The following is an 18,755-nucleotide window of genomic DNA, read 5'->3' on the forward strand; positions in this document are numbered from 1 at the left end:
TTAGTAAGTAATTAAGAAGGTAATGCACTAGATACAATATATAATGACCCACTCACATGATAACGAAGATAGCTGTTGCAGCAGTAAAGAAAATGCCGAATCAAAACACGCACATCATGATGGTCATGCACACGAAGAGGGTGACGGCCATAACCATGATCATGGGGGTGATCCATCAGTCTTTAAAACATATTTGCCAGCTATTGTAACATTGGTCATGCTGCTGGTTGGAATTGCGTTTGATAACTTTTTTAATTTGCCGGCATTTCAGGTCATTCGTCCTTACTGGTACATTGTGGCTTATTTACCCGTAGGTGTTCCGGTTTTACGCGAAGTTTGGGAAACATTTAAGGCGAAAGATTTTTTTACCGAGTTCTCTTTAATGTCTATTGCTACCATTGGCGCTTTTGCCATTGGCGAGTATCCTGAAGGCGTAACGGTGATGCTTTTCTATACTATTGGCGAGCTGTTTCAAATGGCTGCGGTAAACCGCGCAAAAAGAAATATCAAAGCATTGCTTGATGTCAGGGCAGAAGTGGCGCATGTATTCCGAAATGGAAAATATGAAGATGTTGATCCCGAAAAAGTAGAAATTGGTGAAACGATACAGATAAGGGCTGGTGAGAAAACGCCGTTGGATGGCGAATTGATCAACGATAAAAGCAGTTTCAATACTGCTGCGTTAACGGGCGAGAGCAAACCCCGCACCATTGTTAAAGGTGAATCGGTTTTGGCCGGAATGCTTAATTTAGAGAAGGTAATTGAAGTTAAAGTTACCAAAGCTTTTGCAGACAGTGCATTGTCGCGCATTTTGGAAATGGTTCAGAATGCCACTACACGTAAAGCCAAAACCGAACTCTTCATCCGCAAATTTGCGAAAATATATACGCCGATTGTTTTCTTTTTGGCCCTTGCGCTGATCACTCTTCCAATTTTGGTTTTGGGAAGTGAATATCACTTCCAAACCTGGTTGTATCGTTCGTTGGTTTTTTTGGTTATATCTTGTCCATGTGCGCTGGTGATTTCTATTCCACTGGGTTATTTTGGAGGGATTGGTGCAGCATCAGCAAATGGTATTCTTTTTAAAGGCTCAAATTTTCTTGATTTAATTACTAAGCTTAATACTGTTGTGATGGATAAAACAGGCACCTTAACAAAAGGTGTTTTTAATGTTCAGAAAGTAGAAAGCAGTATAGATGAAAAAGATTTTTTAAGCTTACTAACGGCTGTAGAAGCGAAATCTACCCATCCAATTGCGAAAGCTATTGTAGCATATGCAGGCCAGAAAGAAATCCATCCTGCCGAAAATATCGAGGAAATTGCCGGGATGGGTTTAAAGGGTTTGGTTAATGGCAAAGAGGTTCTGGCAGGTAATGCTAAACTTCTGGAGAAATTCAATATTGATTTTGAGCCGAAAATTACTTCGATAGAAGAGAGTATCGTTGTGGTTGCTATTGACCAGAAATACGTGGGTTATGTTTTAATTGCAGATGAAATAAAAGAAGATGCCGCCGATGCCATCAAACAGCTTCACGAAAACGGAATAAAACAGGTGGTGATGTTAAGTGGCGATAAAACCTCAATCGTTAAAAAAGTTGCCGAAAGTTTGGGGATCGATACTTATTTCGGAGATTTATTGCCCGAAGACAAAGTTGCCAGACTGGAAGAAATTAAAAGCGATAAAAGCAAGGTTGTGGCTTTTGTGGGCGATGGAATTAACGATACACCGGTATTGGCGCTCAGCGATATCGGTATGGCCATGGGTGCAATGGGTAGTGATGCAGCTATCGAAACGGCAGATGTAGTCATTCAAACTGATCAACCTTCTAAAATTGCGACCGCTGTTAAAATAGGTAAAGCCACGAAAAATGTAGTGATCCAGAATATCATATTGGCATTTACCGTGAAAGCAATTGTTTTAATTTTAGGTGCAGGCGGAATCGCGACCATGTGGGAGGCTGTTTTCGCTGATGTTGGCGTAGCACTCCTGGCGATTTTAAATGCCGTGAGAATTCAGAAAATGAAGTTTTTTTGATGGATTAATTGTTTAAATTGGTTAATCGGTTCACTGTCTTCAGAATAAAACATTTTTTTTCACTGATTCAATGGTAACTGCTGATTGCCAGCTGAAAACTTATTGGTGGTTAGCAAGATATGTTGAAAAATAGAAAATCAGATTGCTATAAAAATTAGTATATTCGTTTATGTCAGAGCCAGTTCCATATCCTGTTTTAAACGATGATGAGCCTGTAAGGCAGCTTAATGAGCTTGATGCGTCATTAACTTACAGCTATGCCAATTATTTAAACTGGCTTTTTCCTGAAAGGGTAGAACTGATTAAAGGTAAAATCTTTAAGATGAGTCCAGCGCCATCAAGTTTTCATCAATTGATTTTGGGCAAAATATACCGTAGATTAGGTAACTTTCTTGAAAAACTACCCTGCAGGGTTTTTATCTCTCCATTTGATGTTCGTTTTCCTAAGGAAAGTCAAAATGATGAAGCTATTTTTACCGTTCTACAGCCCGATATATGTGTAGTTTGTAATAGCAGTAAAATTGATGCCCGTGGTTGCATCGGTGCACCCGATTTGGTTGTAGAGGTTTTATCGCCAAGCAATACCAAAACGGAATTGCTTCATAAATATCGCATTTATGAAGAATTTGGCGTTAAGGAATATTGGGTGGTGAGCCAGGGCGATAAAAGCATTTTAATTTATACCTTAAATGAGATGGGTAAATTCCAGCCCTCTAAAATATTTGCCCTAAGCGAAAAAATTACATCAAGCATATTACCAGGTTTTGAACTGGCTTTGGACGATGTTTTTGAAGATATAAATCCATAAATAATTTTTGGATTGCTACTTTTTTTAGTATATTCGTTTATGTCTGAACCAGTTCCATATCCTGTTTTAAATGATGATGAGCCTGTAAGGCAGTTCAATGAGCTTGATGCGTCATTAACTTATAGCTATGCCAATTATTTAAACTGGCTTTTTCCTGAAAGGGTAGAGCTGATTGCCGGTAAAATCTTTAAGATGAGCCCAGCGCCATCAAGAGCACATCAGGAAGTCGCTGGTCGTATTTTCTTGAAAATCGGTAACTTCTTGGAAGGCAAACAGTGTAAGATTTATTCGGCTCCATTTGATGTTCGTTTTCCTAAAGAGAGCAAGGCTGATAAGAATGTATATACTGTATTACAACCAGATATTTGTGTCATCTGCGATAAGAGCAAACTGGATGCCCGTGGTTGTATCGGTGCGCCCGATCTGGTTGTCGAAATTTTATCACCTGGCAATACCAAAACGGAATTGCTTCATAAATATCGCATTTATGAAGAATTTGGCGTTAAGGAATATTGGGTAGTGAGCCATGGCGATCAAAGTATTTTAATTTATACCTTAAATGAGATGGGTAAATTCGAGCCCTCTAAAATATTTGCCCTAAGCGAAAAAATCACCTCAACCGTATTGCCCGGCTTTGAACTGGCATTGAATGATGTTTTTGAGGATGTAGATTAATAACTTTATGATCAGCCTTATTTTGTACAGCCTAATTTTTCAAAACTGATTGATAGCCCAGCGTGACCTCTGAATTGTAGAACAAAGCAAGGATAGATAAAATACTTTACCTGCTATCTAAAAACTCATACTTACTATCTGCCAAATAAAGCATATCCATACCTCATCTGTATTAGTCTTTGGCTTTCTCTGCTTTAGTCTTTCAGCTTTGCGCTTAATTAGCTATTTTTGGGCTTTTATAACAATTTTTCATGAGCATTTCCACCAAGTACAATCCTGCAGAAACAGAAGATAAATGGTATAGCTACTGGCTATCTAAAAAGTTTTTCCACTCAGAACCTGATGAGCGCGAACCTTACACCATCGTCATTCCGCCTCCAAACGTCACAGGTGTACTTCATATGGGGCATATGCTCAACAACACCATTCAGGATGTATTGATCCGCAAAGCCCGTATGCAGGGTAAAAATGCTTGCTGGGTACCCGGAACCGATCATGCTTCTATCGCTACTGAAGCAAAAGTGGTTGCCATGTTAAAAGAGCAGGGTATAGATAAAAAAGATCTTTCGCGTGAAGAGTTTTTGAAATGTGCCTGGGAATGGAAAGAGAAGTACGGTGGTATCATTTTAGAACAGTTAAAGAAATTGGGAGCAAGCTGTGATTGGGACCGTACCCGTTTCACCATGGAGGAGGATCTTTCTGAGGCAGTTATCGATTCATTTATCCATTTATACAAAAAAGGATGGATTTATCGCGGCATCCGTATGGTGAACTGGGATCCGGCTGGTAAAACAGCAGTTTCTGATGAAGAGGTAATCCGTAAGGAAGTAAACCAGAAATTATATTACATTAAATATCAGGTATCAAGCAGCAAGAATCACGATGAGGCTGAATATTTAACTGTGGCTACAACGCGTCCGGAAACCATTATGGCCGATGCTGCCATCTGTATCAACCCAAATGATGAACGTTTTGCACATTTAAAAGGTAAAAAGGTTTTCGTGCCGTTGGTTAACCACGAAATTCCGGTTATTGAAGACGAATATGTAGATATTGAATTTGGAACGGGTTGTTTAAAAGTAACACCAGCACACGATCTGAACGATTACGAACTGGGTGTTAAGCACAATTTACCAGTTACCGATATTTTAAATGATGACGGTACCTTAAACGAACTGGCGGTAATTTTAGTAGGTGAAGACAGGTTTGTTGCCCGTAAAAAAATTGCCAAAATGTTGGAAGAGGCCGGTCATTTAGAAAAGGTAGAAGATTATAAATCACAGGTAGGTTTTTCTGAACGTACCGATGCCGTTATCGAACCGAAGCTGTCGATGCAATGGTTCGTGAAGATGAAAGAAATGGCTCAGCCGGCATTGGATGATGTTTTGAACGGTGAAGTAAACCTGATTCCGAATAAATTTGAAAACACCTACCGTCACTGGATGGAGAATGTGCGCGACTGGAACATCAGCCGTCAGCTGTGGTGGGGACAAAGAATTCCGGCCTGGTATGATGATAAAGGAACCTGGGTGGTTGCCAAAACCAAAGATGAAGCGTTGGAAGAATTCTGGAAGAAAAAACATCTGGATGAGAATTGTTCAGACGAGGAAAAAGCTGGATTCAAGCATCAGTTAGCGCCATTTTTAAGACAGGATGATGATGTGATGGATACCTGGTTCTCGTCATGGTTGTGGCCAATTTCTGTTTTCGATGGCTTTAAAAACCCGGAAAATAAAGATATCAATTACTATTACCCAACCAATGATCTGGTTACGGCACCTGAAATTTTATTCTTCTGGGTGGCCCGTATGATTATGGCCGGACATGAGTTTATGGGCAAAAAGCCGTTTACAAATGTATACTTAACTGGTATTGTACGCGATAAATTAGGTCGTAAAATGTCTAAATCGTTGGGCAACTCACCAGATCCGATCGGATTGATTGAAAAATATGGTGCCGATGCGGTTCGTGTTGGGATGTTGATGTCATCACCTGCCGGTAACGATTTGATGTTCGATGAAAGTTATTGTGAGCAAGGCCGTAATTTCGCCAGCAAAATCTGGAATGCTTTCCGTTTGGTAAAGGGATGGGAAGTTGATGAAAACCTGGTAAACCCAAATACGCAGGCCATATCCTGGTTTGAAAACCGTTTTAACGAGGCATTGGTAGAAATTGAAGCCAACTTTAAGCAATATCGACTTTCGGAAGCATTAACGATTACGTACAAATTGGTTTGGGATGATTTCTGTGCATGGTATTTAGAAATGGTTAAACCTGCTTACCAACAACCAATTGATGCGGAGAGTTACAAAGCTACGATTGCCTTTTTTGAAAATATCATCAAGTTATTGCATCCGAATATGCCTTTCATTACTGAGGAATTATGGCACGATGATTTGTTTGGTGATCGTGCAGAAATGGATTGCTGTATTGTGGCTGAGTTCCCGAAAGGGGGGGCTTTTGATGAGCAATTATTGAAAGATGCAGAGGTTATTAAAACCGTTGTAGCCGAAATTAGAAACGTAAGGAATCAGAAACAGATTTCTCCTAAAGAAGCCTTGCCTTTAAATATCAAAATAAATTCTGAACTTGATTACGAAAAATGGTTAAACATTGTTTTCAAATTGGCCAATGTTTCAGAAGCGGAGATTGTAAATGATAAAATTGTTGGTGCAACAGCTTTTATGGCAGGTAAAGATGAATTCTTTATTCCACTGACCGAAAATGTTGATGCCGAGGCTGAGCGCCAACGCCTAAATGCTGATCTGGTTTATCTTCAGGGTTTCCTGAAGTCAGTTGATGCCAAATTGAGCAATGAGCGTTTCGTGCAGAATGCGAAACCTGAAATTATTGCCAACGAGCGAAATAAAAAAGCCGATGCTGAGGCAAAAATCAAAATTATTGAAGAAAGTTTAGCGGTTTTAGGCTAGTTACAACTTCTCAGACCTATAAGGTTTTCAAAACCTTATAGGTCTTAAAAAGGGATTTTCTTTTTCCTTTCATTTCCCATCATACACCCTCTTACTACCTTCCTTTCTAAATTGTTACCTAAGCGTAGCATTATATTAAACTAGAAACGCTAATTTGGATGCTGTTAAACGTGCATTAAATCGTTTAACTTGCAATCTATCTAACCTTATTAAACCGTTATATTCTATGGAAAATTCCAGAAGAAAATTTATAAAACAATCAGCAATATTTGCTGCAGCAACCTATGCGGGTACCATGGGTATGAGTGCTAAAAGTTATGGCCGTATTATTGGCGCAAATGATAGGGTACGAGTTGGTGTTGTTGGATTTTCTGATCGTTTTAAAGATACGCTTCTGCCTTGCTTTCTGAACCATAATAAAGAACTTAACTTCGATATCGTAGGTCTTTCCGATCTTTGGAACTACCGAAGAGATTTAGGAATTGCCCATTTAAAAGAAAAATTCGGGCATGATATTAAAGCCTGCCGTAACAATGATGAGCTTTATGCCACAAAAGATCTGGATGCCGTAATTATCAGTACAGCCGATTTTCAGCATGCGCTACACACCATTGAGGCGGTAAAAGCCAGTTGCGATGCTTATGTGGAAAAGCCGTTTGCTGAGACGATGGATGACGCTAAAGCTGCATTTAAAGCGGTTAAAGCCAGCAAGCAGATTGTACAGATTGGCTCCCAAAGAAGGAGCGGTGAAAATTATATCAATGCTGCAAAATTTATCCAGGATGGAAAATTTGGGCCCATCACTGCGGTAGATCTGGTATGGAATGTAAACCAGCCCGGCAGATGGCGTAGACCGGATTTAGTGGCTAAATTAAAGGAAGAAGATATTGATTGGAAAAGATTTTTACTTAATCGGCCAAAGGAAGCTTTTGATCCAAGAAAATACCTGGAATATCGTTTATTCTGGCCTTATTCATCAGGAATGCCCGGGCAATGGATGAGCCACCAGATTGATACCGTGCATTGGTTTACCAATTTAAAACACCCGCGTAGCGTAGTGGCAAACGGAGGCATTTACACCTGGAAAGACGGCAGGAGGAACTGGGATTCGATGGTAGCTGTATTTGATTACGGCCAGCCGGATACCACCGATGGTTTCCAGGTTACCTTTACTTCAAGGATGCAGAACAGTGTTGGTGATGTAGGTGAAGTTTATTACTCGAATGGTGGTGAACTCAACCTGATAACCAATAAAGTATCGCCAAAGGGTGGTTTGAGGGAAAAAGAAGCTGCAGCCATGGGATTGAAAGCTAATCTTTTGCCTGAATTTGATTTAAGTAAAACCGAAATTAAAGCCGCAACCGGTGCCAATATGGGTGGTGATAGCTTAACCTCCGGTCATATGCGCAACTGGATGGAATGTGTGCGCAGCCGTAAAACACCAAATGCGCCTGTGGAAGCAGGTTATTCGCATTCTATTGCCAATATCATGACTAATGCTGCGGTACACACAGGTGCAAAAGCCATTTTCGATGAAGGAAAACAGGAAGTAATGGCTAACGGAAAAGTATTTAAGTATTAAAATAAAAATATCGTCATTGCGAGGTACAAGCCATCTATTTTGCAAAAAGATCGCTTCGTCATTCTTACCCGCAATGACGGCAAGACAAACCTATCATGTTAAATTTTAAAAAATATAGTATTCTGGCGTTTTCGCTAATCAGTTTATCAGCAGCTGCCCAAAAAGCAAAACCATTATTTGATGGTAAAACGCTTACCGGCTGGAAAGCCGTTGCAGGTGCTGCTCCATATAAGGTTGAAGATGGAATGATTGTGGGAACGATGACCAAAGGCACACCCAACTCATTTTTGATTACCGAAAAAGAATACGGCGATTTCATTTTAGAACTGGATGTGAAGCTGGAAGGCGAAACGACCAACTCGGGTGTGCAAACCCGTAGCCATATTAAACCCGAAGGGAACGGCGGTAAAGGGTTGGTTTTTGGCAGGCAGGTAGAAATAGACCCTTCACCGCGGGCGTGGACGGGAGGAATTTATGATGAAGCCAGAAGGTTGTGGCTTTATCCTTTAGAACTTAACCCATCGGCCAAACCATTGTATAAAAAGAATGAATTTAACCATTACAGAATAGAATGTATCGGTAATGAAACCAAAACCTGGGTAAACGGAACGCCCGTTGCCTATGTGATCGATACTTTGGACCAATCTGGCTTTATTGGCTTACAGGTTCATGGTATTGGCAACAACCTGGATAACGATGGCAAGAAAGTTTATTTTAAAAATATCAATATCCAAACTGAAGGCTTGAAAGCCAAAGCTTTTCCAAAAGGTATTTATACCGTTAACTTAACACCAAATGCCTTATCTGCTTACGAAAAATCGGAAGGCTATAAACTGTTATTTGATGGTAAAAGCAATGCAGGCTGGGTTGGTGCCTATAAAACTGCTTTCCCTGCCAAAGGATGGAAGATTGCGGATGGTATCATCAGTGTTGAACCTTCAGGAGGTGCAGAATCGACTAATGGAGGAGATATTGTAACGAAGGATGAATATGCTGCTTTTGACTTATCATTTGAGTTTAAGCTGACGCCCGGAGCCAATAGCGGTGTGAAATATTTTGTTACTTTAAGTGAAAACAATTCAGGTTCGGCCATTGGTTTGGAGTACCAGGTTTTGGATGATGAATTACATCCTGACGCTAAATTGGGCAGAGATGGAAACCGTACTTTGGCCTCTTTATACGATTTGATCACTTCGAAAAAAGAAGCCCGTTACCTGCGCCCAATCGGCAGCTGGAACAATGGACGTGTAGTGGTTTATCCGGATAACCGGGTAGAGCATTATTTAAATGGCGTAAAAGTGCTGGAATATACCCGTGGTTCAGCAGAGTTTAAAAAACTCGTTGCTATGAGTAAGTATAAAAACTGGAAAAATTTTGGTGAGGCGCCAAAAGGGCATATCCTACTGCAGGATCATGGTAACAAAGTAGATTTCAGAACGATTAAGATCAAAAAAATATAAGTTTTGATCTGAAAACGGGCATTGGTTCAGTATGGCGGCCTGCAGTCCCGCTTTCACTTATAGTCCTCGCTACGCTGTGGTCTATTTAGCTCATCTGGTAGCTGAGATCGGGTTTATCATTAACGTTTGTGCCTTGAAACAAACCTATGAGCACTGACGGATGGTAATTAGCCCCGACATACGCGGAAATACTTTTTGTTGCATGTTCGGTCATATAGCAGCTACCTTGAACAAAAAGATTGCAGCATTGGCGGGACTACCTTTAATAGCTGCAGCAGTTAGCGCTTCAAATCAACATTAAAAGAATAAAATATTAAGATATCATGCATCGTCGATCTTTTGTTAAAACATCAGCTTTAGTAGGTTCTGGTTTACTTTTAGGCCATGAGGGTTTCGCCAGTTTAGCAGCTGAGGAAGTTGTTAATGTGGCCATGATCGGTTGTGGAGATCGTGGCAAAGGTGTTTTGTCGGTCATTAAGTCTATGTCTGCAAAGTATAAAATTAAAGCCTATTGCGATCTGCTCGATTTTAGGCTAAAGGAAACTGAAAAATATGTTCCTGCTGAAGCAAGGGCGATAAAAGATTACCGCAAAGTTTTAGATGATAAAACAATCGACGCAGTTTTTATTGCCACACCTTTAAGCGAACATTTTAGAATTGCAAAAGATGCAGTGCTGGCCGGCAAACATGTGTATGTGGAAAAAACCATGACTTACAACATTGCCCAGGCACTAGAACTTAAGAAACTGGTTAAAAAACATCCTAATCAGGTTTTTCAGGTGGGTTATCAGTACCGTTATTCGCCATTATATTTCAAGGTAAAAGAGATGATCCAGAGTGGTTATTTGGGTAAGGTTAGCCAGATTGATTGCCGTTGGGACCGTAATGGGAATTGGCGCAGGGCTGTTCCGGATCCGGCTTTAGAACGAAAAATCAATTGGAGAATGTATAAGGAGTATTCTGGTGGTTTGGCTGCTGAGCTGCTTTCACACCAGATCGATTTTATTAACTGGGCTTTCGAAACCCAGCCTGATGAAATTATGGGCTCGGGAGGGATAGATGTTTTTAAAGATGGCCGCGAAACTTATGATAACATTCAGGCCATACTGAGGTATGATGAGAAAGGTATGATTGGCAACTTTGGGGCTACTTGTGGCAACGCGCATGATGGTTACCTCTTTAAAATAAAAGGTACGAACGGTTCGGTTTCTCTGCTGACCAATACCGGCTTATTTTACCCCGAAGCGCGTACCAAAAAAGAGTTGGGTATTGTTGATGGCGTAACCGGGGCAACCAAAATTGTGGTTAATAAAGACGGCGGAATCCCGATTTTGGATAAGCCCACCATAGATGGAACAAACTATGCGCTTGATGAATTTTATAAGTCGATCACTTCAAAAACAGAACCTGCATCAAACATCAATACCGGAACCCAGGCAGCTATATGTGTGGCCATGTGCAACGAAGCGATTTACAGTGGTAATAAGCAGGTTTGGAAGAAAGAATATAGCCTGTAAATCAGGGTCATTCTCAACAGACTGAAGAATCTTTTGTATTGGCTGTTGCCGCACCGGCGAGCGTCAACTATTATTCCATGCTCATTTAATGACGCAGATTAAATATCGAACCGATAGATGGAAATGGTCTGTGAGCCACAGACCACGGGATTAGATTAACACAGGGCCATCTACCACTCCAACTTTAAAAAAGCTACTCCCTGTCTTGCCAATTCCATCTCAAATGGACCGTTGCCTGTATTGAATTTGGTGGGTTTACCCATCATTTTAAGTTGACCGGATTTTTCCAATGTTGCAATCTGTTTTGCATCCGGATTTTGTGGCGAACCCATTTTTTTCCATTCGGTATAAGCATTGCTATTATCAGTATCGATAAGATATTGGGTGATGTTTACTGTTTTTGCAGGCAGTTGATTTAACGAGATGGAAACAGTTTCTTTCGTTCCAGTTTTATCTTCATCGTGGTAATTCCAAACGATAACAGCAGCTGTTCTATCTGCTTTGGTGGCTAAAGCGCCAATATCTGTCTGCGTTTTTCTGATACTCGAATCGAGGATGGAATTTAAATTGTACATTCGATTGCTTATGGTCTCCACACGGTTTCCTTTCATGTGGCCAAACATCCTGAACACATTTAATACAGGTTTATCTACGCCGTTGGTTGCTAGATCGCGAAAACCCGCAAACCAGGGCTGGTTTTCAAATTCGAACGACCAGGTAACAGCGCCCAATAGGTTGATGTTATATTTGTCTGTAAGTTCATAAAGCCTGGCAAAAGAAGCTGCAGTATAACTCGAATACATGGTGCCATTGCGGTAGGCATTTTCTGGATTGGTACTCATACCACAGGCGGCACAACCTTCGGGATCAGATTCGCCAATAATGACAGGTATATTTTTAAGTTGAGGATATTTACGGATGATCTTGTAATTGGCATCGATATTACGGAGCTGCGCCCTTACATTCATTACAACAGTTCCATCAACTACGCGGGGTGATCCTTTAGCATGAAACAATACAGCATCTAAAGGTGAACCGATTTTACCGGTTACGTAATTGGTATCGGTTAAGCAATGTTTGATAAAAGCGTCTAAAAAACTGGTGCCGCCACCGGTTACATTGGCACCACCAATTTTTGCAGTGGGTAAAGCCCTTTTCAGCCCATCGGCAGCATAATCATAAAGTTTAAAGAATTCAGCCTGTGTACCTTTCCAATAGGCGCCATCGGGTTCATTCCATACTTCCCAATACCAGCTTTCTACCTCTGCCTTGCCGTAACGTTCTACACAATGTTTAACCCATTCATATACCAGGTTGCCCCATTTTTTATAATCTTTTGGGGGGTAGGCCCAACCTGTTAAAATTTCGTCGTAACGTGCGCCAGGTTTCCATTTATGCTGGTAAGGAAAAGGCTTGATCGACAATGCCTCTGGCATAAAACCGATCTGCGCCAAAGGTTTCATACCTCTTTTTACGTAAGTATCGAAAATCTGATCGACAATTTTCCAGTTATAAACCGGATTACCTTTCAAATCTTCGGTGTAAGCATTTGTAGATCCCCATTTTAAAGCAGGGGTTCCATCTCCGGATGTGAGCAGATTATGGGTACGTACATACACCGGAACCGGGCTTAATTTTGAGATTTCGGTGAGCAATTTCCGGCCGTCTTTCATATAGGTATAATTTGGTTCATCGTAACCAAACCAGGCCCAAATAGGTTGCATAGGTGCTATGTTCTTATCGAAATTAACCTGAATATTAGCTTTTGACTGAGCGTTTGCGGTATAGGTGAAAACTGCTAAACCGATGAAAAAGCAAGTTTTTTTTAAGAGGTACATGTGGTATTTATGACGTTTGTTTGAGACTGTAACTTCCACGTTTAAAGTAAATAAAAAAAATGATATTCATCAGGCTGCCCGCTAACAAATTCAAATATTCGATAATCGTTCTTCCAAAATCTCTCCGTTAATTTTCAATATGGCTTTTGGACTTTTAATGGAAAAGAGTCTCTGACTTGTTATGAGTTTAGTTTGAAACTTAATCTCGTCACTAAATCCGTAAAGACGCTGCGCTTAACTCTACTGACAGTTACTGTAAAAGTAGTCATGGCTCAGTTCAAAAGCCTAAATTAAAAAAAAGGACAGACCATCCGGTACTGTCCTTTTACATCATTAACTAAAATTAAATTCAACACTTTTATTTCTATCTGTTTAGTGGAAAGCGTTTAAACCACTGAGTAAGAATTTTTTATAATTTTTTATCTCATAATCAGCACCTTGCGGCGGTGCCAATAGGGATTCTGTTTTTGGATCGAGCAGTACATAAAACGGCTGTGAATTGGATTGGAATTTCCTGGCTTGCAAGTCGCTCCATTTTTTACCAATGGTGGTAAGTTTTTTCCCTTCGGGTGTAACTGCTACATCAGCAGGAGCCAATTCCGTTTTATCATCTACGTATAACTGGATCAATACATAATCATTGCTTAGCATTTTGTATATATCCTTGTCCGGCCAAACGTTGGCTTCCATTTTTCTGCAGTTTACACAGGCATGGCCGGTAAAATCGATCATTACAGGTTTGTTTAGCTTTTTTGCTGCGGCCATACCTTCATCATAATCGAAATAAACATTCAGCTTTAAAGGTGCATGGAATTTATCTGCATATTTATGCGGACCATCATTTGTTGCAGTTTGTTTTCCGCCTAATAAACTGGCTGTATACAGATCAAAGTCCTGGGTTTCCTGCGGCGGAAGAAAAGCAGAAATGCTTTTTAATGGCGCGCCCCACATGCCCGGGATCAGGTAAATAGTAAAAGCCAATACTATGGTAGCCAGAAAAAGCCTCGGTACGGAGATAAATGCCAATGGGCTATCATGCGAAAACCTTAGCTTACCCAGAAGATAGATGCCCATCATCCCAAAAATAACGATCCAAAGGCTTAAAAATATTTCGCGGTCAAACCATTCCCAATGGTAGGCCAGGTCTACATTACTTAGAAATTTTAAAGCAAATGCAAGTTCAAGAAAGCCAAGCACAACTTTAACACTGTTTAACCAACCACCAGATTTTGGGAGCTTGTTCATTGCAGACGGAAATAAGGCGAACAGGGCAAAAGGGATGGCCAGGGCTAAGGAAAAGCCAAACATACCTACGGCAGGGCCTAATAAGGCGCCGGTTGTTGCGGCCTGTACCAATAAAGTGCCAATAATTGGACCAGTACACGAAAAGGATACCAGGGCCAGCGTTCCGGCCATAAAAAATAAGCCTGCTACGCCTCCTTTATCAGAATTGGCATCCATTTTATTTACCCATGAAGAGGGTAGGGTAATTTCGAATGCACCTAAAAACGAAGCTGCGAAAGCAACAAGCAATAAGAAGAAAAAGAAATTGAATATCCCATTGGTAGATAAACTGTTTAAGGCATCTGCACCAAAAATTACGGTAACCAAAAGTCCGAGTACCACATAAATGAGAATAATAAAAAAGCCGTATAACGCCGCGCGTTGAAAGGCCTTTCCTTTTTCTGAACCTTTAGTGAAAAAACTTACCGTAAGCGGCAGCATAGGGAAAATGCAAGGCATCAACAGGGCAGCTAAACCGCCAACAAAGCCCGCAATAAAAATACCCCATAAAGTTTTGTGTTCTTCTTTCGATGGTGCAACAGTTTGATCAGCCTTGTTTGGCGCCGCTGGTGCTGTTTTAACAACTGTATCGGTTGCTTTGATGATACTGTCAGGCGTCTCAGGTTTAATCTCTGTAAAGGTAAGGTCATCGGTACCGGAGCTGTCTTGTGCATATCCGTTTAAGGATATGGCACCACAGAACAGCAATCCAAGACAGATTTTTTTTAAGGATGTCATATGCTTGTTTACGCTTATTTTACAGGAATACTAAAGTCAACCTGTTCTGGCGGCAAACATTGTTTATCGTCGCATACCATAAATTCTACATTACCTTTAATGGTTGCCGTTTTACCTTTCAGCTTTACTTTTTGTTGAAAAACGACAGATTTTTCGAAGTAGCTCACCTCCATTTTGAAAGTAGGTTCGAACTTGGTTATTGCTTTTGGCTCGATCGTTTTGCCAATCAATGTGTAAGCAGCAGCTGTTGGAAAGGTAAAGGTTGTTTTAACCGGACCACCATCTTTAACAAATTGCGAGTAGAGGTGCCAGCCCTGGTCTATCGTAGCTTTAATAAAAACAGTAGCGGTATTTGGGCCGGTTTTTTTTGCAGCGTAACTCCAGGTTACGGGTTTTAAGATCTGGCTATATGCGCCAAGGTTAATCAGGCATACGGCACATAACAAAAAGGTGATTTTTTTCATGTTGTGGTTATTAAATTATTGGTTATGGTGGTTTTGTAATCTGCTAAAGGCCTGGTAATCCAGAAAATCTACTTCAGGGGTAATGTATCCAGCCTTAACTGGTTCCTGCTTCATTAAATCGGTACTTAAATATTTCTTGTTGCTATCAGAAAAAATGGTGACTACACAACTGTCAGTTCCCATTTTTTGCTGTTGTTTAATGGCACCTATTACGTTGGCTCCTGATGATATACCTACAGCTAAACCAAGTTTTTCTGCCAGTTTTTGCGCCATGAGTATGGCATCGCCATCGTTTACCTGCACCACTTCGTCCAGTTCATTCAGTTTAACAATTTCAGGAATAAACTCATCAGAAATGCCCTGGATTCTATGGCTGCCTACTTTATAACCTGTAGTTAAAGTTGGTGATTCTGCAGGCTCAAGCGGATGTATTTTAATACCGGCATTTTGCTTTCTTAAAAAATTACCTACCCCCATAATGGTTCCTCCGGTGCCTACGCCGGCAACAAAAGCATCGGGCGATATGTTTTTTAATTGCAGTTGCCCCCAGATTTCCTTCCCAGTGGTCTGTTCGTGTGCTTCCGGATTGGCAATATTTTCAAACTGTTTTGGTAAAAAGATATTCGGGTCTTTTGTAGCCATTTCTTCTGCAAGTTTAATGCTACCGATAAATCCACCTTCTTCTTTGCTCACCAAAATAATTTCAGCACCTAAACTTTTAATAATATCCATGCGCTCTTTGCTCAGCCAATTGGGCATAATGATGGTTACCGGGTGGCCTAAAGCTTTACCTATTGCTGCAAATGCAATTCCGGTATTACCGCTCGTCGCCTCCACTATCCGGTCGCCGGCTTTAATTTTACCTTCAGCATAAGCTTTTTTGAGGGTATAAAGCGCCATCCTGTCTTTAATACTGCCCGTTAGGTTATAGTGTTCACATTTAACGTAAATTTTGCCCAAACTTCCACGGTACGTATAAGTAAGCTCCAGCATTGGGGTGTTGCCAACCAGAAGTGATAAATGTTCAAATTTTCCCATATTGGAAATTGTTAATTCATTAGCGGTTAATGCTTTCATGGAGATTTTTTAAATCAATTAAAGTAAATTTTTAACTAATTAAATTTCGGTAAAACTCTGTATTATTCTGATTTGGATCAATACAAGTCGATTTTTTCGGAAATTTTTTGCTATTTTTATCTTTATTTAATTTTTATTTCAGTTTAGGTCATTTTTTTTAAGGTCTGTTATATTTTTTTTCATTCATCAGCGTATATGGTACAGGGCGATTTAGATCAGGTTGACATCGAAATATTAAAATTGTTGCAGCATGATGCCGCCTTAACCCATAAAGAAATCTCTTTGAAGCTGCATAAATCGATAGCAACCATACACGAACGTATAAGGAGATTAAAGGAGCAGGGCTATATTAAAAGAGTGGTGGCGATTCTTGACCGGAAAAAGATCAATAGAAACCTGATTGCTTTCTCTCACGTACTGCTGAAAGAACATACTGCCAAAACCCTGATCGAATTTGAAACCGAGGTGTCTAAGTTTGGAGAAGTAATGGAATGCCTGCAGATGACGGGGGCGCATGACTTTATTCTCCGTATTGCCACTAAAGATATGGATGCCTATCACGAATTTTTACGGAATAAACTGGCTACACTGCCTAATATTACGACTGTTCAGAGCTACTTTGTACTTTCCGAACCAAAAAGTGAAACTGCTTATCCGCTGTAGAGAGGTAATGGTTCATTAGCCATTGGTATATTGGTCAATAGTTTACCGGCATTTGTTTTCTCCATAAAGCTTGCGTCATTTCGAGCGGAGTGCAACGCAGTCGAGAAATCTATCAGGATAGATTTCTCTGCCGGGTGTTCGAGACTGCGCTTTAGTCGTTGGTATGACGACACTTTCTATGGGAGGCTATCAATAATAATCGGGTGTAAAGAAGCCTAAAATCTTAATAAGTAGATTTCTCCCCGCCCGCCGCATAGGTGGGCATTTCGCCGCCGAGGAAAAACGGGATGGCTCCAGTTGAAAGGACTTTTTATTAGCAGGCTAACTGTTGAATCTTTTCAAATTTAAAGCTGTTGCGCCAATCATAACCATGGTGAGCAATGATACCGAAAGCATATTAATCCATACATGCGGAATCTGTTGACGGTTATATTTTTCCAGTTTATAATCTTTAATATCGGTATCGTTAACATCTCGATTAAGGAAGATTGCCGGATAAAAATGCAAGCGAATCTGCTCGTGGTATTTTCTGACCGCCTGTTGAAATTCAAGATGTGTAGCAAGATCTGATCCTGCCATTTTATTTAATCCGAGCTGCGTTTGTATGGTAGGCAGGAAAAAGGTAAAAATATCTGTAAAATCCTGCCTGCTGGCCAATTTCTTTTCGATGGCCAGCCTGCTTGCCAATGCCTGGTCATCACCCATTTGCTGCATGGCATAATACCAATACCAGCTAAAGGTTTTCTTTTCAGGAAACGGATATTTCTTCAATTGGGGATAATGTTTAAAAAAGGGTTTCATGGTTACCTCTTTAGCCATATCCCATTTTTCATGATAGCCTTCGCGTTGGTTAATTACATTTTGCAAGGCCTCAGGTACCGGGTATTTTCGCGTTAGAAAAAGATTAAATGATGCCGGAATAACGATGCAGAGCAGTACCCACACGGCTATCAGCGCTGAGGCATTAAAATTTGAAGACTTACCTAAAGAGATGAAGAAAAAGGAAACAGCAAACCAAAAGCTCAGGTAGAGTAAAATAAGTACGGTAACCGAAAGGAAGGTTACGTCTTGCGGCAATGCCAGGTAAAACATCGCTGCCAATAACAGCAATAGTGCAACGCTAAAAATCACTGCAACCCTAACTAAAAATTTTTGCCAGATAACCTGGAAAGATTGGTTGGTTTGCGCCCTTAAAAGCGACCATATCCCACTTTCCTTTTGTTCTGAAAGGAGATTGTAGGTAAAGGCAATAATGACCAGGGGGAACAAAAATATAAACACGAAACTAAGATCCATGTTGCCTAGCAGCAGGCTGACCGGATTATTGATATCGGTGTCATAAAGCTGGCCTTCAAGGCCCAACATGGTTACCGAAATTAAGTAGGGGTTTATATCGCGCTGTCCGTTGGCAAAGGCCGCCCAATTATCAGGTGCGTTGGCCAGTGTAAACTTATTATGGAAAAATAACAGGCCAATATCATCGCCGAAATGCTCGATATTTTTAAGGGTATTTTTCTTTTGCAATATGGCCGCTTTTTCAATTACAGCTTCTTGCCTGGCGATGAAAGTTTTGCCGAAATACAGGCCGGCAAAACCTGTTATAAGAAGCACAAAGATGCCAATCCAGGAAGAACTGCTCCTAAAAAACAATTTAAATTCGAGCTGATATCTATTTTTTTTCATG

Annotated in this window: 13 protein-coding genes; 8 read left to right on the forward strand and 5 right to left on the reverse strand. The window is 40.5% G+C overall.

The features are described 5' to 3' along the window. Positions 1-43: 43 nt before the first annotated feature. The 7 genes from DV942_RS20265 to DV942_RS20295 all read left to right on the forward strand — a co-directional run bounded on the left by DV942_RS20265 (position 44) and on the right by DV942_RS20295 (position 11,007). Positions 44-2,035: a heavy metal translocating P-type ATPase gene (locus DV942_RS20265; protein WP_186462365.1), complete on the forward strand. Its 1,992-nt coding sequence runs from the start codon at positions 44-46 to the stop codon at positions 2,033-2,035. 169 nt (positions 2,036-2,204) lie between these two features. Next, a complete protein-coding gene (locus DV942_RS20270; RefSeq protein ID WP_145860545.1) occupies positions 2,205-2,843 on the forward strand; it encodes a Uma2 family endonuclease in 639 nt (212 codons plus the stop codon). 39 nt (positions 2,844-2,882) lie between these two features. After that, positions 2,883-3,518, forward strand: coding sequence for a Uma2 family endonuclease (locus tag DV942_RS20275; RefSeq protein WP_145860547.1), 636 nt, complete (start codon positions 2,883-2,885; stop codon positions 3,516-3,518). 251 nt (positions 3,519-3,769) lie between these two features. Beyond that, positions 3,770-6,448, forward strand: a complete 2,679-nt coding sequence (locus DV942_RS20280) for a valine--tRNA ligase (RefSeq protein ID WP_145860549.1) — start codon at positions 3,770-3,772, stop codon at positions 6,446-6,448. Positions 6,449-6,674: 226 nt separating this feature from the next. After that, a complete protein-coding gene (locus tag DV942_RS20285; protein WP_090985180.1) occupies positions 6,675-8,030 on the forward strand; it encodes a Gfo/Idh/MocA family protein in 1,356 nt (451 codons plus the stop codon). Between the two features lie 95 nt (positions 8,031-8,125). Further along, positions 8,126-9,490 carry a 3-keto-disaccharide hydrolase gene (locus DV942_RS20290; RefSeq protein WP_145860552.1) on the forward strand — a complete coding sequence of 455 codons (1,365 nt, stop codon included), beginning with the start codon at positions 8,126-8,128 and terminating at the stop codon, positions 9,488-9,490. A gap of 323 nt (positions 9,491-9,813) precedes the next feature. Next, positions 9,814-11,007, forward strand: a complete 1,194-nt coding sequence (locus DV942_RS20295) for a Gfo/Idh/MocA family protein (RefSeq protein WP_145860553.1) — start codon at positions 9,814-9,816, stop codon at positions 11,005-11,007. Between the two features lie 170 nt (positions 11,008-11,177). Here the strand turns inward: DV942_RS20295 and DV942_RS20300 are convergent, their stop codons facing one another. The 4 genes from DV942_RS20300 to DV942_RS20315 form a co-directional block, all read right to left on the reverse strand. Beyond that, entirely contained in the window at positions 11,178-12,731 is a 1,554-nt protein-coding gene (locus tag DV942_RS20300; RefSeq protein ID WP_244950755.1) for a GH39 family glycosyl hydrolase, read from the reverse strand. 486 nt (positions 12,732-13,217) lie between these two features. Continuing rightward, entirely contained in the window at positions 13,218-14,867 is a 1,650-nt protein-coding gene (locus tag DV942_RS20305) for a protein-disulfide reductase DsbD family protein (RefSeq protein WP_145860559.1), read from the reverse strand. A 14-nt stretch (positions 14,868-14,881) separates the two neighbouring features. After that, on the reverse strand, positions 14,882-15,331 hold the full coding sequence (locus DV942_RS20310; RefSeq protein ID WP_090985170.1) for a protein-disulfide reductase DsbD domain-containing protein: 450 nt from the start codon (positions 15,329-15,331) through the stop codon (positions 14,882-14,884). A gap of 15 nt (positions 15,332-15,346) precedes the next feature. Beyond that, a complete protein-coding gene (locus DV942_RS20315) occupies positions 15,347-16,408 on the reverse strand; it encodes a PLP-dependent cysteine synthase family protein (RefSeq protein WP_145860561.1) in 1,062 nt (353 codons plus the stop codon). Positions 16,409-16,603: 195 nt separating this feature from the next. Between DV942_RS20315 and DV942_RS20320 the strand changes: the two genes are divergently transcribed. Further along, a complete protein-coding gene (locus DV942_RS20320; RefSeq protein ID WP_145860563.1) occupies positions 16,604-17,071 on the forward strand; it encodes an Lrp/AsnC family transcriptional regulator in 468 nt (155 codons plus the stop codon). Positions 17,072-17,392: 321 nt separating this feature from the next. On the opposite strand, the gene DV942_RS20325 is transcribed toward DV942_RS20320, so the two are convergent. Next, positions 17,393-18,754 (reverse strand): DUF3526 domain-containing protein, encoded by a 1,362-nt coding sequence (locus tag DV942_RS20325; RefSeq protein ID WP_145860565.1) that lies wholly within the window; start codon positions 18,752-18,754, stop codon positions 17,393-17,395. Position 18,755 lies beyond the last annotated feature (1 nt).

Origin of the sequence: Pedobacter suwonensis, assembly GCF_007833675.1 — a bacterium.
Lineage (GTDB): Bacteria > Bacteroidota > Bacteroidia > Sphingobacteriales > Sphingobacteriaceae > Pedobacter > Pedobacter suwonensis.